Below are 21,433 nucleotides of genomic sequence, written 5' to 3' on the forward strand. Positions count from 1 at the left end.
TTTCGGCCGTGCGTGCGTCTAACCGGCCTCTGCTTATCGTTCTGGGAGACTGACCGATGCGTCGTTCTGCAATGGCCGTGATGATGGGAACCGCCCTGGTCTCGGGCGTCTTCAGTGGCGTGGCGGTGGCGCAGCAATCCCCCGTACCGGGGATGTCGTCTGACGATCTGAACACCGCGCTCGACTTCGCCAAGGCGGGCCTGAACAAGGCCATCGATCAGGCGCGCGCCTATACGGCGCTGCCGATCCGCGACCCGCACGACGTGCGCTACACCTGCGAGGGCGGAAAAAGCCTCTCGGTGAAATACATGACGGTGGGGGATACGCCGTTGGCGTCCATGGTGCTCGACGGCAAGACGCTTGTGTTCGCCAACGTGATAGCGGCGTCGGGGGCGCGCTATGCCTCAGGTCCGTATGTGTGGTGGACAAAGGGCCCGGCAGGCTTCCTCACCGATGCGACCCTGCCTGCCAACCGCAACACGGTGTATCGCGATTGCAACGAGGCCAGCAGCGGCCGGCCCTGAGTCCGGTTTGCAGCAGGTGCCGGAAGCCGTCGAAGCGCGCGGACGCGCTGCACACCGCGCAGCCGTCCGCGCGCGGCTGGCGTGCGCGTTTACTGCGGCAGCCCGCCGACCCTCATGCCGGGCTTGATGCCCTTGCGAGCAAACCAGCCCTTGTTCATTTCGAGCGCGTACCGACCGGCGCGCGTGGGGCAGTGGTTGTCTTCGGTCTGCGGTTTCATCTCCGCAATGTCCGAGATGGTGCCGTCCTGCGTGATGAACGCGATCGACAGTGGCAGATCGGTGTTCTTCATCCAGAAGCAGTGCCCCGCGATTTCATCGAACACGAACAGCATGCCCGCCGTGTCGGGCATCGATTTGCGGAACATGAGGCCGGTTTCGCGGGTTTGCTCGGTGGCCGCCACTTCAGCGTGGACCTTGTACATGCCGATCGTCAGGTCAGCCACGGGAAGGCCCACATTCGGGCCGGTCGGCGTCTGGGCGAACGAGGCACCAGCGGCGAGGGACAGGCTCAGGGCGGCAAGAAAGCGGGGCAGGGTGGTCATGGTGCGAACGGGTGAAGAACAGAACGCTCCATGATCGGCACTCGGCCAGCCGCCGTCAATCAGACAGCGGCCAGACGCGGTAGGAAGTTGTTACCGTGTGTTTGCCGCGTCGTCTTTCACGGCGACGGTCTTGGCCGCGACCTTGGGCGCATGCACAGAGCGCGCCTTGTCCGCCGCAGGATCGGGCATCAGCGCCACATAACGCGCATCGGTGAGCGTGCGCAGGAACGCCACGATGTCGTCGATCTCGTCTTCCGTCAGCGCAGGCGTGGTGCCGGCGCGGCGGTTCATCGGCACGGCATTCACGTTGATGTGGCCCTGGTATCTGGCGGGCACGTCGTTGAAACGCTTGCCGCCGGGGTACCACTGCGCGGGGTCGGTCGAGCGCGTGGCATAAAACGCCACCGTGTCGCGCAGGGTACGGAAAACACCGTTGTGCATGAACGTCTGGCGCACCGCCACGTTGCGCAGGCCCGCCGTGCGGAAGTAGCCGCACCATTGGTCGGGCTCCGGCCACTTCAGCGTGCGGGCGGTCTGGCAGAGCCCCACGTCAAAGTGGCGCGGGTCCTTGTTGGCCGGCAGCAGCGGGTTGCGCGGCACGGCGATGGCGTCGTAGCCGAAATCCGTAAACAGCGATCGCTCCGGCCGTGACGACGATTCCACCATCAGATGGCACGACGCGCAGTTGCCTTTGTCCGGATTGCGGAACAGGGCGAGGCCGCGCATCTCGGCGGCGGAAAGCGGCGTGCGCTTGCGCAGGAAATCGTCGAAGCGGGAGGTGAACGGCGCCAACTCGTCGCTCTGGAAATACGCCTCCAGCGCCTTGCCCAACGTGCCGACGAGGCGTTCGGGCTCATGCACCGCATCGGCGCCGAACTGCTTCGCCAACGCTTGGCCCAGGTCGGTGCCGGCCACCTTGCGCTGCAGGTCGCGCGCTGAATGGTTGCCCATTTCATCCGGATTGAACAACGGGCCGCGGATCTGCTCGGGGATGGAATCTGCCCGGCCATCGGCAAAGAAGCCGCCAAACGGTGACGGAAAGCTCGCGTCGTCGTCCTGGAAGAAGTAGCGATGCGGGATGTAGCGCAGATACAGCAGCGACGGCGCGTTGCGTGCCGCCACGTGCCCGTGGCGGCTGCCGGCCGGCACACCGATGCGCAGCGCCTCGCCCTTCAGCGTGGGCGCGAAGGCGCGGCCCGGGTCATGGCATGCCGCGCACGACGTGCCTTGCGGCTCAGACAGGCGCGGGTCGAAAAACACCCGCTTACCGAGCGCGACGAGGTTCGGGTCCGGCTTGAACGCGGTCGACTCGGCCGGCGGGGGCACGGCGTCCAGCCTGGGCGTCATGCCGATCGATTCAGCCGCCGCCGCCCCCGAGAAGAGTGCGGCGGCAACCCACAGCGCGGTGCTCAGGCGCTTCAAGGTGCGACGAATCCTGTCTTGTCGCACACCAGGCTCGTGCCGTTCTGCGTGCAGGTCGTCAGTAGCTTGCCGGCCACGGTGTAGGCCTTGAACAGCCAGCCCTTGGCGGGCGCGGGCTGGCGGTCCATCACCATGAAGCCGAACGAGTTGTTGTGCGAGATGCTGCCAACCGTCACGCCGGAAGCCGGGCTGACGGCCGGGAACGGATCGGGCAGGGCCACGTCCAGCGAATCGCCGGCGTTGCCTGCAACGATGGTCGCCGGGTGGTTGCTGGTGAAGTTGATGGCCTGGAAGTCATGCACGTGACCGTGGAGCGCGACCTGCACGCCCGGCGGGTAATACGCCGTGGCGTTCAGGCTGTTCATGACCGACAGCAGCGCGGCATTGCCGCCCAGCGGCGTGCTGCCTGCGATGGGCACGAAGCCCAGGATTGGGTGGTGATTGGTAAAGATCGACATCACGCCCGGCTTGGCGGCCAGCGTGCCCACCGTGCTGAACTGCTTCTGGTAGGTCTGGAACCACGGGTCGGTCGTCGCCAATGCCGTCGTGCCAGCCTTGGCCGAATCGAACACGATGACCTGCGTATCGCTGCCCAGGGCGACGGCGTACGGGTCCGACGCGTTGGCAGCCGTGTCGTTGGCCGGGTTGTCGCACGAGCGGTCGGCCGAATACGGGCGCGGATCCAGGAAGCGATACCAGCCCTGGCCGGCGCGCGCGCATTCCTCGTGATTGCCGCGCACCAGCACCCACGGGGCCGCGGCCATCAGCGGGGCGGCGGGCTGGAACAGGTCGGCCTGCCACGTATCCCAGCCGTAGCCCCACGGGCTGCCTTGGCAGCCGGCCACGTCGGGCGGGCAGGCGTTTTCGCGGTAGTGATAGTCGCCAACATGCAGCACGAGGTCGGGGTTCATCTTGGCGGCCGTTGCGGCAGCGCTGGCAAACGGCCACGACAGCGGGTCATTGCACGACTGGAACGTGTTGCTCGACTTCTTCATGCGGCAGCCGGTGTCCGCCAGGATCACCACGCGCTGCGGGTTGGCCTTGGGCAGCGGCAGCACACGCGAGCCGATCGACGCGGCCTTGGCCGTGGATGCCACGGTAGCTTCGCAGGCGTTCACAGGAAAGGACGAGGCTTTCGAATCGCTGGCGGCGCTGGCCGTGGTGCGCTGTGGTGGAGTGCCGGCAGCCACACGCAGCGTCATGCGCGTGGAGGTGCCGTCGACCGTCAGCAGCGGGCAAACCGAGCTGTCGACGGGCGACGCGCTGTTCGTATAGCTGGTGACGGCGCGCACGATGGCCTGGTTACTGTCGCCAATCTCTACCCAGGCGGCCTGGATGTTCGCATCCGCCGTGGCTGCGTCAGCTGGCTGGGCCGTCCACGTGGTTGGGTCGGACGATGAGCCACCGCAGCCCGCAATCGCGGCAGCGGCAGCCAGTGCGGCAAGAGAGAGCATCGTGATCACGGTGCGTGTGCGTCGCACCGGAGCGAACATCGATCGAAATTCCATTGCGCCATCCCTGTTTGTTATTGTGGGGAACGCGCAAGGTACTCAAGACAGATGGCGCTATTTTGACAGTCCCGCCGGTTGACGCCGGTATCCGTGAGCTGACCGAGGTATGGACGAAAAAAAAAAGCAGATGCCTGCGCATCTGCTTTTTTCTGCGTCAGCCGAGCCGCGTGGGCCCGGACAGTCACCAGCTTACTGCTTGGCAGCCGGTGCCGAAGCGTCAGCAGCAGCTTCTGCCTTCTTGGCAGCCTTCTTGTGCTTCTTGGCGTGCTTCTTGGCCTTCTTCGGGGCAGCCTTTTCAGCGGCCGGAGCAGCAGCAGCTGCGTCGGCAGCCGGAGCGGAGGCTTGAGCGAACACACCGGTGGCGAACAGGCCGGCGATCAGAGCAGCGATCAGCTTCTTCATGGTGAATCCTTTTGTAGATCAGTGAGTTAACCAACGACCCGCTAAATGAGTCATCTGCAATAACGCAGGCGGTTACAGGCGCGTTGACACGTTACGGGGAAATTTTTGAACGGGTGCAAGCGCCGCGTGCCGGGCAGAAGGCGGGATGTGTTCGACGGGTCTCCGCGCAAGAAAGATGCCCGCAAGGTGGGGTAGGGGCCGCAGACGAATGCTCACGCTGACGTCGAATGCTGGTTGGCCAAGGGGCCTGCCAGCGGTCGAATCGGCCGTTTTCGCCATGCTCGGACTATGGCGGATGGTGAAATTTTCCGGCATAATGCGGAATTCACTCTTGTGTCTTATATAAGAGTTACGGTTTGTGCGGTGCATCGTGAGAGCGTCATCGCGGGCCGTTAGAATCGCCAATTCATTGCAGCGCGCCGCACCGGCCATCCCGGGGCGGGGCGCTGTGCTGTCAACCCCCATCGTCCATCCGCTCACCCGCGGTCTGCACTGGAGTCGTCCATGTACCAACACATCAAGGTCCCGGCCGGAGAGAAGATCACCGTCAACCAAGACTTCTCCCTGAACGTCCCCGATAACCCGATCATTCCTTACATCGAGGGCGACGGCACCGGCTTCGACATCACCCCGGTGATGATCAAGGTGGTGGACGCAGCCGTGGCCAAGGCCTACGCCGGCAAGCGCAAGATCTCGTGGATGGAAATCTACGCGGGCGAGAAGTCGACCAAGGTGTACGGCCCGGACGTGTGGCTGCCGGAAGAAACCCTGCAAGTCCTGAAGGACTACGTGGTGTCGATCAAGGGCCCGCTGACGACGCCGGTGGGCGGCGGCATCCGTTCGCTGAACGTGGCGCTGCGCCAGGAGCTGGACCTGTACGTCTGCCTGCGCCCGGTGCGCTACTTCAAGGGCGTGCCCTCGCCGGTCAAAGAGCCGGAGAAGACCGACATGGTCATCTTCCGCGAGAACTCGGAAGACATCTACGCCGGTATCGAATTCGAAGCCCAGAGCGACAAGGCCAAGAAGCTGATCAAGATTCTGCAGGACGAGTTCGGCGTCAAGAAGATCCGCTTCCCGGAAACCTCGGGTATCGGTGTGAAGCCGGTCTCGAAGGAAGGCACGGAGCGCCTGGTGCGCAAGGCCATCCAGTACGCGATCGACAACGACAAGCCGTCGGTCACGATCGTGCACAAGGGCAACATCATGAAGTTCACGGAAGGTGGTTTCCGTGACTGGGCCTACGCGCTGGCACAGAAGGAATTCGGCGCCGAGCTGATCGACGGCGGCCCGTGGTGCAAGTTCAAGAACCCGAAGACGGGCAAGGAAATCATCGTCAAGGACGCAATTGCCGATGCCTTCCTGCAGCAGATCCTGCTGCGTCCGGCCGAGTACTCGGTGGTGGCCACGCTGAACCTGAACGGCGACTACATCTCCGACGCCCTGGCTGCACAAGTCGGCGGTATCGGTATCGCCCCGGGTGCGAACCTGAGCGACTCCGTTGCCATGTTCGAAGCCACCCACGGCACGGCTCCGAAGTACGCGGGCAAGGACTACGTGAACCCGGGTTCGGAAATCCTGTCGGCCGAAATGATGCTGCGTCACATGGGCTGGACGGAAGCCGCTGACCTGATCATCTCGTCGATCGAGAAGTCGATTCTGTCGAAGAAGGTCACGTATGACTTCGCCCGCCTGCTGGAGGGCGCGACCCAAGTGTCGTGCTCGGGCTTTGGTCAGGTGATGATCGACAATATGTAAGCACGTGCTTGGCGGCTTCGGCCGTGATGCAAAGGAAAACCCCGGCAGCTTCGGCTGGCCGGGGTTTTTTTCTGCGCCGACACCGGCCATCGGTGAAACGGGGTGTCCTGGGCGGGCCCGGTGCCACGAAGATTGGTCGTTTGGCGCACCGCAAGCTTCCCGACGCAATGTCGTTACTGCGCGCCTATGTCGCTGCCCATCCGATCAGGAAGGGTTTGTCAGTTACCCCAACCATGACTAGACTGTTTGAAATGTGACTTTCTGTGCCATCGGCAGGAAGCTACGCCGACGGCACCGGCCGCACTCTGGATCGCCCGACCCCTGTGAGCACCAACGACCGCCGACTCGTCCGCCATCTGCTCGTCATTGTCACCATCAAGGTGGCAGTGCTGGGCGCGCTGTGGTGGGTGTTCGTACGGGACGCCCGGGTGGCGGTCGATGCCGAGCGGGCCGCTGATCGTTTGATCTTGACACCGCCAGCAGCGCAGGGAGGACAACCGTGATTTCCGAGCATCTCGTCGATCTTTCCCGGCTGCAGTTTGCAGCCACGGCGCTGTATCACTTCCTCTTCGTGCCCCTCACGCTGGGGATGGTCTGGCTGCTGGTGATCATGGAGAGCGTCTACGTGATGACCAACAAGGTCATCTGGAAAGACATGACCCGTTTCTGGGGCAAGCTCTTCGGCATCAACTTTGCGCTGGGCGTGACGACCGGCATCACGCTTGAGTTTCAGTTCGGCACCAACTGGGCGTATTACTCGCACTACGTCGGCGACATCTTCGGTGCGCCGCTGGCCATTGAAGGGCTGATGGCTTTCTTCCTGGAATCCACCTTCATCGGCCTGTTCTTCTTTGGGTGGGACCGCCTATCCAAAACGCAGCACCTGCTGGTGTCGACGCTCATGGCGATCGGCACCAACCTGTCGGCGCTGTGGATTCTCATCGCCAACGGCTGGATGCAGAACCCGGTGGGCGCCGAGTTCAACTGGCAGACCATGCGCATGGAAATGTCGGACTTCTGGGCCGTGGTCTTCAATCCCGTGGCGCAGGCGAAGTTCGTGCACACCGTGTCAGCGGGCTACGTGACGGGCGCGATGTTCGTCCTGTCGGTCTCGAGCTGGTACCTATTGCGTGGCCGCGACGTGGAGTTTGCGCGGCGCAGCTTTCGCGTGGCGGCCGCATTCGGGCTGGCCAGCGTCTGCTCGGTGATCGTGCTGGGCGATGAATCCGGCTACACCGTCGGCGAAGCGCAGCAAACCAAGATGGCGGCCATCGAGGCCATGTGGGAGACCGAACCCGCGCCAGCCAGTTTCAACGTGATCGCGTCGATCAATCAGCGCGAGCAGAAGAACAACTGGGCGGTGGAGATCCCCTGGGTGATGGGGCTGATCGGCACACGCTCGGTCACCAAGCAGATACCGGGTATCCACGAAATCAAGACGCGCAATCGCGGCCGCATCATGAGCGGCATCGAGGGCGTTGCCGCGCTGGAGGCGCTGCGGCAAAACCCGAACGACGCGGTGGCGCGCCAGACGCTCCAGGCACACCAGCAGGATTTGGGTTTCGGGCTGCTACTCAAGAAGTACGTGTCTGACGTGCGCCAGGCAACGCCAGAGATCATCGACAAGGCGGTCGACGATACCGTGCCTCGCGTGTGGCCGATGTTCTGGGGCTTCCGCATCATGGTCGGTCTGGGTTTTCTGATGCTGGCGCTGTTCGGGCTGTCGTTCTGGAGCACCCTGCGCCCGCAGCGCAAGGCGCCGGCCTGGTTGCTGCGCTCGGCGTTGTGGATGCTGCCTGCCCCGTGGATTGCTGTCGAGCTGGGCTGGGTCGTGGCCGAATACGGCCGCCAGCCGTGGACGATCTACGGGGTGCTGCCCACGCACCTGAGCGTATCGACATTGAGCGTGACGAGCCTGTACGGGTCGCTCGCGGGCTTCATCGGTTTCTACACGCTGCTGCTGATCGTCGAGATGTACCTGATGATCAAGTTCGCGCGCCAGGGCCCGGGCAGCCTCGGTACCGGTCGCTACGACTTCGAAGCCGCCCACGCTTGAGGAGCACGCCATGTTCGATTATCCCACCCTCAAGGTCATCTGGTGGCTGCTCATCGGCACGCTGCTGATCGGTTTTGCCATCATGGACGGGCATGACATGGGTGTCGGTACGCTGCTGCCCTTTGTCGGCAAGACCGACGACGAGCGGCGCGTGATCATCAATACAATCGGCCCGCACTGGGATGGAAACCAGGTCTGGTTCATCACGGGTGGCGGCGCGATCTTCGCGGCGTGGCCGCTGGTGTATGCGACGGCGTTCAGCGGGTTTTACTGGGCCATGCTTGCGGTGCTGTGGGCGCTGTTTTTCCGGCCGGTCGGGTTTGATTACCGCAGCAAGATTCACAATCCAACATGGCGTCGCGCCTGGGACGTGGGGCTTTTCGTCGGGGGCGCGGTGCCGCCGCTGATTTTCGGTGTGGCGTTCGGCAACCTGCTCCAAGGCGTGCCGTTTCAGTTCGACAACTTCATGGTCGTCACCTACACCGGCACCTTCTGGCAGTTGCTGAACCCGTTTGCATTGCTGACTGGTGTGGTGTCGAGCGCGATGATCACCATGCACGGCGGCATCTACCTCGCCCATCGCACCGAGGGCGTCATTCAGCGGCGCGCCACGAACGCGGCCACGGGTGCTGCCCTGGTTGCGGCGCTGGCTTTCATTGCCGCCGGGGTGTGGCTGCGATGGGGCGGCATCGAAGGGTACGTCATCACCTCGGCCATCGACCACGCGGGGGTTTCCAATCCGATGGCCAAGACGGTGGCGCGCGCCGCCGACGCCTGGTGGCGCAACTACCAAACGCAGCCGCTGCTGTGGTTGCTGCCGCTGCTGGGCGTGGCGGGGCCGTTGCTGGCGGTCACGCTGGCACGTGCCGGGCGGACGCTGCTGGCATTCGTGCTGTCGGCGTTGGGCCTGGCGGGCATCATCACCACGGCGGGCGCGTCGATGTTCCCGTTCGTGCTGCCATCATCGAGCACACCGGCCGCCAGCCTGACGGCGTGGGACAGTGTCTCCAGCCATTTCACGCTTGGCTTGATGTTCTGGGCCGCGATCATCTTTACGCCCATCATCGTCGTCTACACGAGCTGGTGTTACCGCGTGATGCGCGGCAAGGTGACGGTCGAGCACATTCGCGCCAACGAGCATTCGGCGTACTAGCCACGACAGGAGGAAATGACCATGTGGTACTTCAGCTGGGTCCTGGGCGTTGGCTTTGCCGTGCTGCTCGCCGTGCTCAATGCGATGTGGGGTGAGGTGAGCGACGCACGCGCCGCCGAGGACCGCGAGTGAACACCGCACGCGTGAGCGAAGCTGGCAAGCCGCGCATGCATGCGGCAAGCCTGGCTGCGGGGTTGATCGTCATGGCGGTCGGCACGGTCTATCCGTTCATCATGACCAATCGCGCGGGCGACGCCGATCACACCCTCGCCACGCTGCTGTTCTGGGCGATGAGCGCGGGGTTGGTGCGTGGCGTCGGGTTCATTCCGCGCCATCGGATGTGGCGGGTGCTGTTTTCAGGGTGGTCGTGCGCGCTGGCCCTGGTGGTGTTCGGCCTGTTGCGCGTCTTCCGGTAAGGCTTCAGCGCGGGAGGCGGGGGGTGCCGGAAGCGGACGAACCGGATGGGCGTCCGCGCAACGCATCGCGCAGGCGTTGCACGGCACGCCACAGCTTGGGCAGCAACCACGCGGCAATCGCCAGCAGCAGTGCCAGCACCAGCAGGAATGCAACCGGCGCGAAGAACGCCAGCAGCAGCCCCCCACTCGCCGCAACATCCTCGCTGAACGATGCCGCCCAATTCGAGAAGGGCTCCGGAGACGCGTTGAGCAACGCCCGCGTGCCCGCCTTGGTGGCATGCGCTGTGCCAGCCAGGGTGCCGCCTAGGAGGCCGGCCACCACCATCCATTGCGGGTCGAGTTGTCCGAATGCGGCGGCCGCGAGGATTGCCCCAGCCGGGATGCGGATGAATGTCTGGACGCCGTCCCAGACGGAATCAAAGCCGGGAATCTTGTCGGCCAGGAATTCGGCCACGGCAAGTACGCCGGCCAGCCCGATCACCCACCACGATTCCAGCATCTGGAGGCCGGGCGGCAGATGCAGCCAGCCTGCGCGGCCCAATGCGCCTGCGGCAAACACAGCGAGGTAAAGGCGGAATCCGCTGGTCCAGGACAGGCCCGCGGCCAACGCGGCGGTTTCAAGCATTAGGATCCTTGCAGGCCAGCACGTACACCGCTTGCCAATGCTGCAGTGTAGTGCGCGTGCGCCGGTCCAGCGGCCGACGACTGCGGTTTTCCCCTGCAGGAGGAGGGCCGTCTCGATCGCCTGTGCGGGACGGAAGCGGGACAGCATCCACATCGTCGTGCGCAACCCGCCGAAATGACCCCTTGCGCGCGGCGTGATGTCGCACCCTTGTCCGCCAAGGCAACAAAAAACCCGGCATATCGCCGGGTTCTTTGCGTATCGGCACCGCTGCCGCAGGCAGTATGCCGCTCGACGCAGATCAGGCAGCCTGGATGTTGGTGGCTTGCTTGCCCTTCGGGCCTTGCGTCACCTCAAACTGCACGCGCTGCCCTTCCTTGAGCGTCTTGAAGCCGCTCATCTGGATGGCCGAGAAATGCGCGAACAGCTCTTCGCCGCCTTCATCCGGCGAGATGAAACCGAAGCCCTTGGCGTCGTTAAACCATTTGACCGTACCGATTGCCATGAAAACCCCTCCGTGAAAACACAAATCTGAGCGGGGAGGGCATGCCTGTCGGGCCAGTGCAGAGCGGTACCGCGCCGTCATCGCCCGGCCGCCGGCCCGGAGGCACAACGAATGGCGCGGGTGGAACCGCGCCGCAAGCGATCGGTCTTCTTGTGGCAGGCGCCACAGCCTGAAGCGGTTGTCGATCTGTTGTCGACTGGTGTGAGGCCTCCCCGGCTCACCATTCATGACGCTCGCTGCCAACGGTTTGCGGGGCAGTAAGGCGCACATGTTGAATTCGATTGTTCGAGGAAAGTAACAGACTGTCAAGGCTGCAGAAGGTGGGTTTGTGGCGAAAAACGGTCAGTTTTTGAAGAGGTTTTGCTCGAAAACCGGCAGATTGCCCCCACGTGAGGAAAACGATTGGCAGCGCAGGCCCGTCCCTCGCACGTTCCGCCACCAGCGGCCAGGCGGTGAAACGAGAAATCACGGCGCGTTCGATGGACACGCGCTGCTTGGGTCAAACCGTTTGCAGACCTTGAACTCGGGGTTATTTCCCCAAATTGCGAACTCGAAAGGAGTGGTTAGAATAAGACCATGGCAATCCGGCAAGCGACCACTCCACAACACGATGCAGGCACCGTCCTCGAGCGGAAAGAGCAAGCGCTCAAACCGCCAGCGATGTACAAGGTGCTGCTGCTCAACGACGACTACACCCCGATGGAATTCGTCGTGATGATTCTTCAGCAATATTTCAGCAAAGACCGGGAGACAGCCACACAGATCATGCTGACTGTGCATCGGGAAGGTAAGGGCGTGTGCGGTATCTACACCCGGGATATCGCCGCGACGAAAGTCGAATTGGTATCAACCCATGCACGGCAGGCGGGGCACCCCCTGCAGTGCGTGATGGAGGAAGCATGATCGCGCAAGAACTGGAAGTCAGCCTGCACATGGCGTTTGTCGAAGCCCGGCAGGCTCGCCACGAATTCATTACGGTGGAGCATCTGCTGCTTGCGCTGCTGGACAACCCGACGGCTGCGGAGGTGCTGCGCGCCTGCGCCGCCAACATCGAAGACCTCCGCACGCATCTGAAGAACTTCATCGCCGACAACACTCCGGTGGTGCCCGGCACCGACGAGGTGGACACGCAGCCCACGCTGGGTTTCCAGCGCGTGATCCAGCGCGCCATCATGCACGTGCAGTCCACATCCAACGGCAAGAAGGAAGTCACGGGCGCGAACGTGCTGGTCGCTATCTTCGGCGAGAAGGATTCGCACGCGGTGTACTACCTCCAGCAACAGGGCGTGACCCGGCTGGACGTCGTCAACTTCATCAGCCACGGTATCCGCAAGGACCAGGCGGAACCTGCCAAGCACGGCGACGTCAACCCCGAGGGTGAAGCCGGTGACGGCAAGGAAAGCCCGCTGGAGCAGTTCACCCAGAACCTGAACGCGCTGGCCAAGGCCGGCAAGATCGATCCGCTGATCGGCCGCGAGCAGGAAGTCGAGCGCGTGGTGCAGGTGCTGTGCCGCCGCCGCAAGAACAATCCGCTGCTGGTCGGCGAGGCCGGTGTCGGCAAGACGGCCATTGCCGAAGGTTTGGCATGGCGCATCACCAAGGGCGAAGTGCCGGACATCCTCGCGAAGTCCGTCGTCTATTCGCTCGACATGGGCGCGCTGCTGGCCGGCACCAAGTACCGCGGCGACTTTGAGCAACGCCTGAAGGGCGTGCTGAAGTCGCTCAAGGACAATCCGAACGCGATCCTGTTCATCGACGAAATCCACACGCTGATCGGCGCCGGCGCCGCTTCGGGCGGCACGCTGGACGCCAGCAACCTGCTCAAGCCGGCGCTGTCGTCGGGCGCGCTCAAGTGCATCGGCGCGACGACGTTCACGGAATACCGAGGCATCTTCGAGAAGGACGCAGCGCTGTCCCGCCGCTTCCAGAAGATCGACGTGGTCGAACCGACGGTCGATCAGACCGTGCAGATTTTGCGTGGCCTGAAGTCGCGCTTCGAAGAGCACCACGGCGTGAAGTACGCGTCGTCGGCGCTCACGGCTGCGGCTGAATTGTCGGCACGCTTCATCACCGACCGTCATTTGCCGGACAAGGCGATCGACGTGATCGATGAAGCGGGTGCGGCGCAACGCATCCTGCCGAAGTCGAAGCAGAAGAAGACGATCGGCAAGGGCGAAATCGAGGACATCGTCTCGCGCATCGCCCGCGTCCCGCCGCAAAGCGTGTCGCAGGATGATCGCAGCAAGCTGCAGACGCTGGAGCGCGACCTGAAGTCGGTCGTGTTCGGGCAAGATCCGGCCATCGATGCGCTGGCTTCGGCGATCAAGATGTCGCGTGCAGGTCTGGGCAAGACGGACAAGCCGATCGGCTCGTTCCTGTTCAGCGGCCCGACGGGCGTGGGCAAGACGGAAGTTGCCAAGCAGCTCGCGTTCATCCTGGGCATCGAGCTGATCCGCTTCGACATGTCGGAGTACATGGAGCGCCATGCGGTGAGCCGGCTGATCGGCGCGCCCCCGGGCTACGTGGGCTTCGATCAGGGCGGTCTGCTGACGGAAGCGGTGACCAAGAAGCCGCACTGCGTGCTGCTGCTGGACGAGATCGAAAAGGCGCACCCGGACATCTTCAATATCCTGCTGCAGGTGATGGACCACGGCGCGCTGACGGACAACAACGGCCGCAAGGCGGATTTCCGCAACGTGATCATCATCATGACGACCAATGCGGGCGCCGAGACGATGAACAAGGCAACGATCGGTTTCACCACGGCGCGCGAACAGGGCGACGAGATGGCCGACATCAAGCGCATGTTCACGCCGGAGTTCCGCAACCGTCTGGATGCAACCATCAGCTTCCGCTCGCTCGATGAGGAAATCATCATGCGCGTGGTTGACAAGTTCCTCATGCAGCTGGAAGAGCAACTGCACGAGAAGAAGGTGGATGCCGTCTTTACCGAGAAGCTGCGTCGCTTCCTGGCGAAGAAGGGCTTCGACCCGCTGATGGGCGCGCGCCCGATGCAGCGCCTGATTCAGGATCTGATCCGCAAGGCGCTGGCCGACGAGCTGCTGTTCGGCAAGCTGGTGAACGGCGGCAAGGTGATCGTGGATCTGGACGATGCCGACGCGGTAAAGCTGGAGTTCTCCGAGAACGAGGCGCCGCCGGCACCCGCTCAGGAAGAAGCCGAAGCCTGACACGGCTGTCTGTTGCTGCAAAGAAAAAGGCCCGGAAATTCCGGGCCTTTTTCTTATGCGCGGGCGATGTTGTCAGTGACGCCCCGTGCTGCCGAATCCACCGGCGCCGCGCTCGCTTTCGGCAAAGTCATCGACGATGTTCAGCTCGGCTTGCACCACCGGCACGATCACCAATTGCGCAAGGCGCTCCATCGGATTGAGCACGAACGCCGTGCTGCCACGGTTCCATGTGCTGACCATGAGCTGGCCCTGGTAGTCCGAATCGATCAGGCCGACCAGGTTGCCGAGCACGATACCGTGCTTGTGGCCCATGCCAGAGCGCGGCAGGATCAGCGCGGCATAGCCCGAGTCGGCCAGGTGGATGGCCATGCCGGTCGGGACCAGATGCGTGGTGCCGGGCTCGATGGTGAGCGGGGCGTCGATGCAGGCGCGCAGGTCCAGCCCGGCGCTGCCGGTGGTGGCGTACTGCGGGAGCTGTTCGTGCAGGCGGGCGTCGAGGATCTTGACGTCGAGTTTCATGCGGGGCAGGCCGAAGAGGTTGCAGAAGCCGGAGATGGTAGCGCAAACGCCTCTGCCAGCAGCTCATACGAGCGCAGGCGCGCCTTGTAGCTGGGTGCGACGGTCAGCACGATCAGTTCATCGGCGACGAAGCGTTCCTTGAGCGCATGCATCTGCTCGGCCACGGATTCCGGTGTGCCGATGATGCTGCGTGGCCGCTCGCGCATGACGATGGCCTGGTCGCGCTCGGTGTAGACATGCGCTTCGCCTTGCTCGACGGTCGGGATCGGGCCGTTTACGCCAAGCGCCATCTGCACGCGGCGCAGGTCGACGGCGGCTTCATAGCGGCGCGCTTCGGCTTCGGTATCAGCCGCGATCACGAAGACGGCGGCGGCGCTATATGGGCGCGCATCGTAGCCGGGCTCGAAGTCCGTGCGGTACTGCTGCGCGACGATGTGCCCGACGTGGGGGTTGATGAAGTGCGCGAACGCGAAACGGATGCCCAGGCGCGCGGCCAGTGCCCCACCAAAATCGCTGGAGCCGAGCATCCACAGCTCGGGTTTGGTATCGATCTCGGGTTGCAGCAGAACGCCGGCTGCCGGGTGGTCCGGCGGCAGGGTGCCTGTCAGGTGCCAGATCAGTTCCTGCACCTGCTGCGGGAAGATGTCGCCGCGGTTGTAGTCGCCCATGGCAACGGCCTGCGCGGTGCGCATGTCGCCGCCGGGTGCCCGGCCGACACCCAGGTCGATGCGGTTGGGGAACAGGGCCTCCAGCAGGCGGAATTGCTCGGCCAGCTTGAAGGGGCTGTAGTACGGCAGCATCACGCCGCCGGAGCCCACCCGCAGGTGCTTCGTGGCGCTCGCCACACGGGCAATCATCACTTCCGGTGCGGGGTTGCTCACGCCGCGCAGGCCGTGGTGCTCGGCGCACCAGTAGCGCGTGTAGCCGAGCGAATCCGCGAGTTGCGCCAGGTCGACCGTGGCGGCGATGGCATCGCGTGCGCTGTGGCCGTAGATGACGGGGCTCTGGTCGAGGACTGACAGGCGGATCGGCGCGGCGCTCATGATCGTGCTCCGTGCACGCGGTCGGCGATGGCGGCGACGATCTGGCGTGCGAGCGTCAGCTTGTCGGCGCGCGGCAGCCGCGTGATGCCCTTGGCATCGAAGAGCGCGACTTCGTTGTCGTCGCGGCCGAAGGTCTGCTGACCAAGATTGCCGACCAGCAGCGGAATGCCCTTCTTCTGGCGCTTGGCCTCGCCGAACTCTTCCAGCCGTTCGGTTTCGGCCGCAAAGCCGACGCAGAAAGGCGCATTCGCCCGGCGCGCCACACCGGCGAGGATGTCCGGGTTCTGCGTAAACGTGAGCGTCGGCACGTCGGTGTCGTTCTGCTTCTTCAGCTTCTGATCGGCGGCCTGTGCGACACGCCAGTCGGCCACGGCGGCCACGGCGATGAAGATGTCGTTCTTGCTGGTGTCCAGTTCGCGCATGACCGCGTCGTGCATTTGCTGCGCGGTCTGCACATCGATGCGCAGCACGCCGGCAGGCGTGTCCTGGTGGCAAGGCCCCGCGACCAGCGTGACCTCTGCGCCGGCTTGCGACGCGGCGCGTGCCAGCGCAAAGCCCATCTTGCCGCTGGAGAGATTCGTGATGCCGCGCACCGGGTCGATCGGCTCGAAGGTCGGGCCGGCTGTCAGCAGCACGCGGTGGCCGCGCAGCAGCTTGGGCTGGAAGAAGCCGATGAGCTGCTCGACGATGTCCGCCGGCTCCAGCATGCGGCCGTCGCCGACTTCGCCGCAGGCTTGGTCGCCGGCATCGGGGCCGAGCAGGGTGACGTCATCCGCGCGCAACTGGGCGGCATTGCGTTGCGTGGCCGGCGCGGCCCACATCTGGCGGTTCATGGCGGGCGCCACGAGCAGCGGGCAATCGCGTGCGATGCACAGCGTGGAGAGCAGGTCGTCCGCCATGCCGTGTGCCAGCTTGGCAAGAAAGTCGGTGGACGCTGGCGCGATGATGATGGCATCCGCCTCGCGCGAGAGGTCGATGTGCGGCATGTTGTTACCGATGCGGCCGTCCCACTGCGACGTGAAGACCGGACGACCGGAAAGCGCCTGCATCGTCACCGGGGTGATGAAGTGCGCGGCGGCCTCGGTCATCACCACCTGCACCGTCGCCCCGGCCTTGGTCAACAGCCGCACCAGCTCGGCGGACTTGTAGCACGCGATGCCGCCCGTCAGGCCGAGCACGAAATGTTTGCCTTGCAGTTCCATAACAACCCGCTTGGGAATCCGATTGACGCGATATGCGCGGGCAGGATACAACCCGGTGCCCGGGCTTCCTGCTGAACAGTGGCGATGATACCGGCTTGCCCCGCGGCGCGTCCGGCCGCCGGTTTTTTCCTCAAAAGCGTATTCCCGATATGGTTTTCGATCGTTCGGCAGCCCGTAATTTCCTCGCCTGGATGGGTGGTGGCGCCATCGCGGCGGCGGTGGTCGGTGCTGTGCTCGTGTGCGGGGCCAAGGCATGGCTGCGCGACGAGCCGAAGCTCGCGCACGCAGACGTGATTGTTGTGCTGGGCGGTGAGTCGGGCCAGCGCGTGATCGGCGCCGCCGAGCTGTACCACGCAGGCGTAGCGCCTCGCGTGTTCGTCAGCGGGCAGGGCGATTGCCTTCTGATCGAGCGCCGCCTTGTGATGGCCGGTGTGCCGGCAGAGCGCATCGGCCACGAATGTGTGTCCGGCAGCACGATGGAAAATGCGCGGATGACGCGCGAGACGCTGGCGGTCCAGCACGTCAACAGCGCAATACTGGTCACGAGCTGGTATCACACCGGCCGGGCACTGGCGGTGTTCCGCAAGGTGTGGCCGGAAGTCACTTGGGGTGCGCACGGCGTATTCCCGGGAGACACGCTGGCCAAGTCGGTGCCGATCTATGAAGCCGGGTCGATTCTTGCCGAGTACGTCAAACGGGCGTGGTATGCCGTGCGCTACTGGGCCTGAGCCTCATTCAGCAGGCATGGGCCGCGCATCGGCGGCCAAGTCGTTCAGTGACGGCACGAAGCGGATCGTGTCGTGCTTGTTGGATTCCCGCACCCAGTCGCGTAGCGCGCTGCTGGTGTGGAGATGCACCGAGATGTCTCCGATCACGGCGAGTTTCAATCGGTAGCTCGTGATCTTCTGCGCGATGCGGCCGGCCAGGCCGGTGCGCCGCGCGAAGAACGCGGCATCAAGGCGGCTGACGGGCACCGCAACCATCGCTGCCCCATGCCCTAGCGCCTCGCCGATCAGGTGGTCCAGCGCATTCTGTTCGCTGGCGATGGGCGGGCCGGCCTCGTCAAGGCACAGCACCGCTTCACCATTCCACTGCCGGAGTTCCGGCACTGCAGTGTCACCGCCGCACGCGCCGCAGTTCGTCGACGATCAGCAGTACCGCGCCGATGCTGATGCCGCAGTCCGCCACGTTGAAGGCAGGCCAGTGGTAGTTGTGCAGGTAGAAGTCGAGGAAGTCCACCACGTGACCGTAGATGACGCGGTCGATCACGTTGCCAAGCGCGCCGCCCAGAATGAGCGCCAGCGCAAAGCAGAACAGCTTCTGCCCGCTGTGCCGTTTGAGCAGCCACACGATGAACAGCGCAGCTGCTACGCCCAGGCCCGTGAAGAACCACCGCTGCCAGCCCCCCGCCGCCGCCAGGAACGAAAACGCCGCCCCCTTGTTATAGGCGAGCACCAGGTTGAAGAACCCGGTGATCGGGCGCGACTCGCCGTAGGTGAAGGCCTTGAGGATAGCGACCTTGGTCAACTGGTCCAGCAGGATCCAGATGACGGCCAGGCCGAGCCACGGGCCCACGCCATGACCGCCGCCGTTCTTCTTCAATCCGATCGACTTGCTCTTGCCGTTGTTGCGAGTGGCCATCAGGCAGCGCTCCGTTGTTCACCGGCGCCGAACAGGTTGTCGGTGCAGCGCTTGCAGAGGGTCGGGTGGGCCGCGTCGTGGCCGACGTCGGCACGGTAATGCCAGCAGCGCTCGCACTTGGCGTGCGTGGACGGCACCACGGTGATGAGCAGATCGCCGCCTTCCGGCGCGCGCTCCAGCTTGGCTGCGGACGTGATCAGCACAAAACGCAGGTCGTCGCCGAGGCTGGCCAGTGCGTCATGCACCGATTCACCCGCCGACACCGTCACCTCCGCCTGCAGCGACGAGCCGATCTTGCCGTCGATGCGCAGCGCCTCCAGTTGCCTGGTCACTTCGCCGCGCACGTTGCGGATGGCGGCCCACTTCTCGAGCAGCGCGCTGGCGCCTTGCGGTACCGGAGCGTTGTAGTACGTGCTGGTGAAGATGGTGTCGGTGTGCTCCGTGCCGTGCGCAAACACTTGCCACGCTTCTTCTGCCGTGAACGACAGGAACGGCGCCATCCAGTGCAGCATGGCCTGGGTGACGTGATACAGCGCGTTCTGCGCCGAGCGGCGCGCCACTGAATCGGGCGCCGTCGTGTACAGGCGGTCCTTCAGCACGTCGAGGTAGAAGCCGCCCAGGTCTTCCGAGCAGAACGTCTGCAGCTTGGCGACTACCGGGTGGAATTCGTACACGTCGTAGTGCGACAGGACTTCCTTCTGCAGCGCATCCGTCATCGCCACGGCATAGCGGTCGATTTCGAGCCATTGCTCGGTCGGCAGCGCGTGCTTGGCGTGGTCGTAATCCGTCAGGTTGGCGAGCAGGAAGCGCAGCGTGTTGCGGATGCGGCGATAGCCTTCCACCACGCGCTTCAGGATCTCATCCGAGATGGCCAGTTCGCCCGAGTAATCGGTCGAGGCCACCCACAGGCGGATGATCTCGGCGCCCATCTTGTTGGCGATTTCCTGCGGCGCGATCGTGTTACCGATCGACTTGGACATCTTGCGGCCTTCGCCGTCCACCGTGAAGCCGTGCGTCAGCAGGCCCTTGTACGGCGGCTTGCCGTACAGCATCGAAGCCGTCAGCAGCGACGAGTGGAACCAGCCGCGGTGTTGGTCAGAGCCTTCCAGATACAGATCAGCCAGGCGGCCGTCCGGCAGGTCGGCCGAAGCGTCGTACAGATCCGCCGCGTGCGAGCCGCGGATGACGTGCCAGTGCGTGGTGCCCGAGTCGAACCACACGTCGAGCGTGTCGCGGTTCTTCTCATACATGTCGGCCTCATCGCCGAGCAGTTCGCGCGGGTCCAGCGTCTGCCAGGCTTCGATGCCGCTCTTTTCGATGCGCTGGGCGACCTGCTCCAGCAGCTCAGGCGTGCGCGGGTGCAGCGCGCCGGTTTCCTTGTGCACGAAGAAGGCCATCGGCACGCCCCATTGGCGCTGGCGCGACAGCGTCCAGTCCGGGCGGTTGGCGATCATGTTGTGCAGGCGCTGCTTGCCCCACGACGGGTAGAACGCGGTGGCGTCGATGCCGGCGAGTGCCGTTTCGCGCAGCGTGGCGTTGCCGTCGTTGGGCTGCACGTCCATCCCCGCGAACCACTGCGAGGTGGCGCGATAGATGATCGGCGTCTTGTGGCGCCAGCAGTGCATGTAGCTGTGCGGGTGCTTGTGGGCGTCGAACAGGTTGCCGGATTCGCGCAGCACCTCGACGATCTTCGGGTTGGCGTCCCAGATCATCTGGCCGCCGAACAGCGGCAGCGTCGATGCGTACACGCCGTTGCCCATCACCGGGTTGATGATTTCCGAGTCGGGCATGCCGTGCGACTTGCAGGACTGGAAGTCTTCCACGCCATACGCCGGTGCGGAGTGGACGATGCCGGTACCGGTGTCGATGGTCACGTAGTCGCCCAGGTAGACGGGCGAGGTGCGATCGTAGCCCGCGTCCATCTTGGCGAGCGGATGGTGGAAGCGCACGCCCGAGAGCGCCGCGCCTTCGCACGTGGCCAGCACCGTGCCTTCGAGCTTCCAGCTTTGCAGGCAGGCCTCGACGCGCTCCTTGGCGACGATCAGCAGGCCGCGCGGCGTGTCGACCAGCGCGTATTCGATTTCCGGGTGCAGGTTCAGCGCCTGGTTGGAGGGGATCGTCCACGGCGTGGTGGTCCAGATCACGATCCAGCCTGGCTTGGCCTTGAGCACGTCGGCGCCCACGTGGAAGGCGCTCGCCAGTGCGTCGATATCGGCAAACGGGAAGCCGACGTCGATCGACAGGTCGGTGCGATCCGCGTATTCGACTTCCGCTTCGGCCAGCGCCGAGCCGCAGTCGAAGCACCAGTTGACCGGTTTCAGGCCGCGGAAGACGTAGCCCTTCTCCAGGATCTTGCCGAGCGCACGCACCTCATCCGCTTCATTGCGGAAGTTCATGGTGAGGTACGGATCGGCCCAGTCGCCCAGCACCCCCAGGCGCTCGAAATCCGCCTTCTGGCGTGCGATCTGGCCCGTGGCGTACGCACGCGCCTTTTCTTGCACTTCCTGGACGGGCAGGCCCTTGCCGAACTGCTTCTCGATCTGGATCTCGATCGGCATGCCGTGGCAATCCCAGCCCGGCACGTAGACGGCGTCCAGGCCAGTCAGGCCGCGCGCCTTGATCACCATGTCCTTGAGGATCTTGTTGACCGCGTGGCCGATGTGAAGATCGCCGTTGGCATACGGCGGGCCGTCGTGGAGGATGAACTTCTTCGCGCCCTTGCGTGCGGCGCGGATCTTCTTGTAGAGCTGCTTGTCCTGCCATTGCTTGACCCACAGCGGCTCGCGCTTGGGCAGATCGCCGCGCATGGGGAAGGGCGTGTCCAGCAGGTTGACCGGGTACTTGCTCTTCTCCGGCGTGGGCTTCTTGGAATCGGACATGGTGTGATGTGAGGCAGATTCGGGCAAATCGGATCGGTGCAGGCGCGGCTGAC

General features: G+C 64.3%; 23 protein-coding genes. 10 read left to right on the forward strand and 13 right to left on the reverse strand.

All coding sequences use genetic code 11. The features are described 5' to 3' along the window. Nucleotides 1-56: 56 nt before the first annotated feature. Nucleotides 57-524 (forward strand): MliC family protein, encoded by a 468-nt coding sequence (locus R2N03_RS01450; RefSeq protein ID WP_316654328.1) that lies wholly within the window; start codon nucleotides 57-59, stop codon nucleotides 522-524. A gap of 89 nt (nucleotides 525-613) precedes the next feature. Here the strand turns inward: R2N03_RS01450 and R2N03_RS01455 are convergent, their stop codons facing one another. From R2N03_RS01455 to R2N03_RS01470, 4 genes are all read right to left on the reverse strand, one after another. Then, nucleotides 614-1,066, reverse strand: a complete 453-nt coding sequence (locus R2N03_RS01455) for a DUF192 domain-containing protein (protein WP_316654332.1) — start codon at nucleotides 1,064-1,066, stop codon at nucleotides 614-616. Nucleotides 1,067-1,156: 90 nt separating this feature from the next. Next, a complete protein-coding gene (locus tag R2N03_RS01460) occupies nucleotides 1,157-2,488 on the reverse strand; it encodes a cytochrome-c peroxidase (RefSeq protein WP_316654334.1) in 1,332 nt (443 codons plus the stop codon). Next, complete coding sequence (locus R2N03_RS01465) at nucleotides 2,485-3,996, reverse strand: metallophosphoesterase (RefSeq protein WP_316654337.1); 1,512 nt, start codon at nucleotides 3,994-3,996, stop codon at nucleotides 2,485-2,487. Before R2N03_RS01465 ends, R2N03_RS01460 begins: the two co-directional genes overlap by 4 nt. Nucleotides 3,997-4,188: 192 nt before the next feature. Continuing rightward, nucleotides 4,189-4,401, reverse strand: a complete 213-nt coding sequence (locus R2N03_RS01470) for a hypothetical protein (protein WP_316654339.1) — start codon at nucleotides 4,399-4,401, stop codon at nucleotides 4,189-4,191. A gap of 504 nt (nucleotides 4,402-4,905) precedes the next feature. Between R2N03_RS01470 and icd the strand changes: the two genes are divergently transcribed. The 6 genes from icd to R2N03_RS01500 all read left to right on the forward strand — a co-directional run bounded on the left by icd (nucleotide 4,906) and on the right by R2N03_RS01500 (nucleotide 9,781). Then, nucleotides 4,906-6,156: an NADP-dependent isocitrate dehydrogenase gene (gene icd / locus R2N03_RS01475; protein WP_316654341.1), complete on the forward strand. Its 1,251-nt coding sequence runs from the start codon at nucleotides 4,906-4,908 to the stop codon at nucleotides 6,154-6,156. 323 nt (nucleotides 6,157-6,479) lie between these two features. After that, on the forward strand, nucleotides 6,480-6,659 hold the full coding sequence (cydP, locus tag R2N03_RS01480) for a cytochrome oxidase putative small subunit CydP (RefSeq protein ID WP_316654343.1): 180 nt from the start codon (nucleotides 6,480-6,482) through the stop codon (nucleotides 6,657-6,659). Next, nucleotides 6,656-8,212 (forward strand): cytochrome ubiquinol oxidase subunit I, encoded by a 1,557-nt coding sequence (locus R2N03_RS01485; protein ID WP_316654346.1) that lies wholly within the window; start codon nucleotides 6,656-6,658, stop codon nucleotides 8,210-8,212. The genes cydP and R2N03_RS01485 overlap by 4 nt, the downstream gene beginning before the upstream one ends. Before the next feature lie 10 nt (nucleotides 8,213-8,222). Further along, on the forward strand, nucleotides 8,223-9,365 hold the full coding sequence (cydB, locus tag R2N03_RS01490) for a cytochrome d ubiquinol oxidase subunit II (protein WP_316654348.1): 1,143 nt from the start codon (nucleotides 8,223-8,225) through the stop codon (nucleotides 9,363-9,365). Between the two features lie 21 nt (nucleotides 9,366-9,386). Further along, a complete protein-coding gene (gene cydX / locus R2N03_RS01495) occupies nucleotides 9,387-9,497 on the forward strand; it encodes a cytochrome bd-I oxidase subunit CydX (RefSeq protein WP_316654350.1) in 111 nt (36 codons plus the stop codon). Continuing rightward, nucleotides 9,494-9,781 carry a cyd operon YbgE family protein gene (locus tag R2N03_RS01500; RefSeq protein ID WP_316654352.1) on the forward strand — a complete coding sequence of 96 codons (288 nt, stop codon included), beginning with the start codon at nucleotides 9,494-9,496 and terminating at the stop codon, nucleotides 9,779-9,781. The genes cydX and R2N03_RS01500 overlap by 4 nt, the downstream gene beginning before the upstream one ends. Nucleotides 9,782-9,785: 4 nt before the next feature. Here the strand turns inward: R2N03_RS01500 and R2N03_RS01505 are convergent, their stop codons facing one another. The 3 genes from R2N03_RS01505 to R2N03_RS01515 form a co-directional block, all read right to left on the reverse strand. Beyond that, on the reverse strand, nucleotides 9,786-10,406 hold the full coding sequence (locus tag R2N03_RS01505; RefSeq protein WP_316654355.1) for a DUF4126 domain-containing protein: 621 nt from the start codon (nucleotides 10,404-10,406) through the stop codon (nucleotides 9,786-9,788). A gap of 298 nt (nucleotides 10,407-10,704) precedes the next feature. Continuing rightward, complete coding sequence (locus R2N03_RS01510; RefSeq protein WP_252682531.1) at nucleotides 10,705-10,908, reverse strand: cold-shock protein; 204 nt, start codon at nucleotides 10,906-10,908, stop codon at nucleotides 10,705-10,707. A gap of 217 nt (nucleotides 10,909-11,125) precedes the next feature. Continuing rightward, complete coding sequence (locus R2N03_RS01515) at nucleotides 11,126-11,395, reverse strand: hypothetical protein (protein ID WP_316654362.1); 270 nt, start codon at nucleotides 11,393-11,395, stop codon at nucleotides 11,126-11,128. 89 nt (nucleotides 11,396-11,484) lie between these two features. Here R2N03_RS01515 and clpS point away from each other — a divergent pair, with 89 nt between their 5' ends. Then, nucleotides 11,485-11,811 carry an ATP-dependent Clp protease adapter ClpS gene (gene clpS, locus R2N03_RS01520; RefSeq protein ID WP_003261876.1) on the forward strand — a complete coding sequence of 109 codons (327 nt, stop codon included), beginning with the start codon at nucleotides 11,485-11,487 and terminating at the stop codon, nucleotides 11,809-11,811. After that, nucleotides 11,808-14,096, forward strand: a complete 2,289-nt coding sequence (gene clpA, locus R2N03_RS01525; protein WP_316654388.1) for an ATP-dependent Clp protease ATP-binding subunit ClpA — start codon at nucleotides 11,808-11,810, stop codon at nucleotides 14,094-14,096. Before clpS ends, clpA begins: the two co-directional genes overlap by 4 nt. A gap of 72 nt (nucleotides 14,097-14,168) precedes the next feature. Here clpA and dut read toward each other — a convergent pair whose 3' ends face one another. From dut to coaBC, 3 genes are read right to left on the reverse strand one after another with little or no spacing between them, the layout of a single operon-like run. Further along, nucleotides 14,169-14,615 (reverse strand): dUTP diphosphatase, encoded by a 447-nt coding sequence (gene dut / locus R2N03_RS01530; protein ID WP_252690845.1) that lies wholly within the window; start codon nucleotides 14,613-14,615, stop codon nucleotides 14,169-14,171. Continuing rightward, entirely contained in the window at nucleotides 14,612-15,658 is a 1,047-nt protein-coding gene (locus R2N03_RS01535) for an LLM class flavin-dependent oxidoreductase (protein ID WP_316654392.1), read from the reverse strand. Before R2N03_RS01535 ends, dut begins: the two co-directional genes overlap by 4 nt. Next, entirely contained in the window at nucleotides 15,655-16,860 is a 1,206-nt protein-coding gene (coaBC, locus tag R2N03_RS01540) for a bifunctional phosphopantothenoylcysteine decarboxylase/phosphopantothenate--cysteine ligase CoaBC (RefSeq protein ID WP_316654394.1), read from the reverse strand. The genes R2N03_RS01535 and coaBC overlap by 4 nt, the downstream gene beginning before the upstream one ends. Nucleotides 16,861-17,009: 149 nt before the next feature. Between coaBC and R2N03_RS01545 the strand changes: the two genes are divergently transcribed. Then, nucleotides 17,010-17,588, forward strand: coding sequence for a YdcF family protein (locus tag R2N03_RS01545; protein WP_316654398.1), 579 nt, complete (start codon nucleotides 17,010-17,012; stop codon nucleotides 17,586-17,588). A gap of 3 nt (nucleotides 17,589-17,591) precedes the next feature. On the opposite strand, the gene R2N03_RS01550 is transcribed toward R2N03_RS01545, so the two are convergent. The 3 genes from R2N03_RS01550 to ileS are packed head-to-tail and all read right to left on the reverse strand — an operon-like array spanning nucleotide 17,592 to nucleotide 21,380. Beyond that, nucleotides 17,592-17,969, reverse strand: coding sequence for a DUF4180 domain-containing protein (locus tag R2N03_RS01550; protein WP_316654400.1), 378 nt, complete (start codon nucleotides 17,967-17,969; stop codon nucleotides 17,592-17,594). Between the two features lie 7 nt (nucleotides 17,970-17,976). Beyond that, complete coding sequence (gene lspA, locus R2N03_RS01555) at nucleotides 17,977-18,501, reverse strand: signal peptidase II (RefSeq protein ID WP_316654403.1); 525 nt, start codon at nucleotides 18,499-18,501, stop codon at nucleotides 17,977-17,979. Further along, complete coding sequence (gene ileS, locus R2N03_RS01560) at nucleotides 18,501-21,380, reverse strand: isoleucine--tRNA ligase (RefSeq protein ID WP_316654405.1); 2,880 nt, start codon at nucleotides 21,378-21,380, stop codon at nucleotides 18,501-18,503. The genes lspA and ileS overlap by 1 nt, the downstream gene beginning before the upstream one ends. Nucleotides 21,381-21,433 lie beyond the last annotated feature (53 nt).

Source organism: Ralstonia condita, assembly GCF_958405655.1.
Lineage (GTDB): Bacteria > Pseudomonadota > Gammaproteobacteria > Burkholderiales > Burkholderiaceae > Ralstonia > Ralstonia condita.

Coding starts and splice junctions, on each gene's coding strand:
- dut (WP_252690845.1), bottom strand. CDS start 14,615: ATGAAACTCGACGTCAAGATCCTCGACGCCCGCCTGCACGAACAGCTC.
- R2N03_RS01545 (WP_316654398.1), top strand. CDS start 17,010: ATGGTTTTCGATCGTTCGGCAGCCCGTAATTTCCTCGCCTGGATGGGT.
- cydX (WP_316654350.1), top strand. CDS start 9,387: ATGTGGTACTTCAGCTGGGTCCTGGGCGTTGGCTTTGCCGTGCTGCTC.
- coaBC (WP_316654394.1), bottom strand. CDS start 16,860: ATGGAACTGCAAGGCAAACATTTCGTGCTCGGCCTGACGGGCGGCATC.
- ileS (WP_316654405.1), bottom strand. CDS start 21,380: ATGTCCGATTCCAAGAAGCCCACGCCGGAGAAGAGCAAGTACCCGGTC.
- R2N03_RS01535 (WP_316654392.1), bottom strand. CDS start 15,658: ATGAGCGCCGCGCCGATCCGCCTGTCAGTCCTCGACCAGAGCCCCGTC.
- R2N03_RS01450 (WP_316654328.1), top strand. CDS start 57: ATGCGTCGTTCTGCAATGGCCGTGATGATGGGAACCGCCCTGGTCTCG.
- lspA (WP_316654403.1), bottom strand. CDS start 18,501: ATGGCCACTCGCAACAACGGCAAGAGCAAGTCGATCGGATTGAAGAAG.
- R2N03_RS01455 (WP_316654332.1), bottom strand. CDS start 1,066: ATGACCACCCTGCCCCGCTTTCTTGCCGCCCTGAGCCTGTCCCTCGCC.
- R2N03_RS01470 (WP_316654339.1), bottom strand. CDS start 4,401: ATGAAGAAGCTGATCGCTGCTCTGATCGCCGGCCTGTTCGCCACCGGT.
- clpA (WP_316654388.1), top strand. CDS start 11,808: ATGATCGCGCAAGAACTGGAAGTCAGCCTGCACATGGCGTTTGTCGAA.
- icd (WP_316654341.1), top strand. CDS start 4,906: ATGTACCAACACATCAAGGTCCCGGCCGGAGAGAAGATCACCGTCAAC.
- R2N03_RS01505 (WP_316654355.1), bottom strand. CDS start 10,406: ATGCTTGAAACCGCCGCGTTGGCCGCGGGCCTGTCCTGGACCAGCGGA.
- cydB (WP_316654348.1), top strand. CDS start 8,223: ATGTTCGATTATCCCACCCTCAAGGTCATCTGGTGGCTGCTCATCGGC.
- R2N03_RS01465 (WP_316654337.1), bottom strand. CDS start 3,996: ATGGAATTTCGATCGATGTTCGCTCCGGTGCGACGCACACGCACCGTG.
- clpS (WP_003261876.1), top strand. CDS start 11,485: ATGGCAATCCGGCAAGCGACCACTCCACAACACGATGCAGGCACCGTC.
- R2N03_RS01510 (WP_252682531.1), bottom strand. CDS start 10,908: ATGGCAATCGGTACGGTCAAATGGTTTAACGACGCCAAGGGCTTCGGT.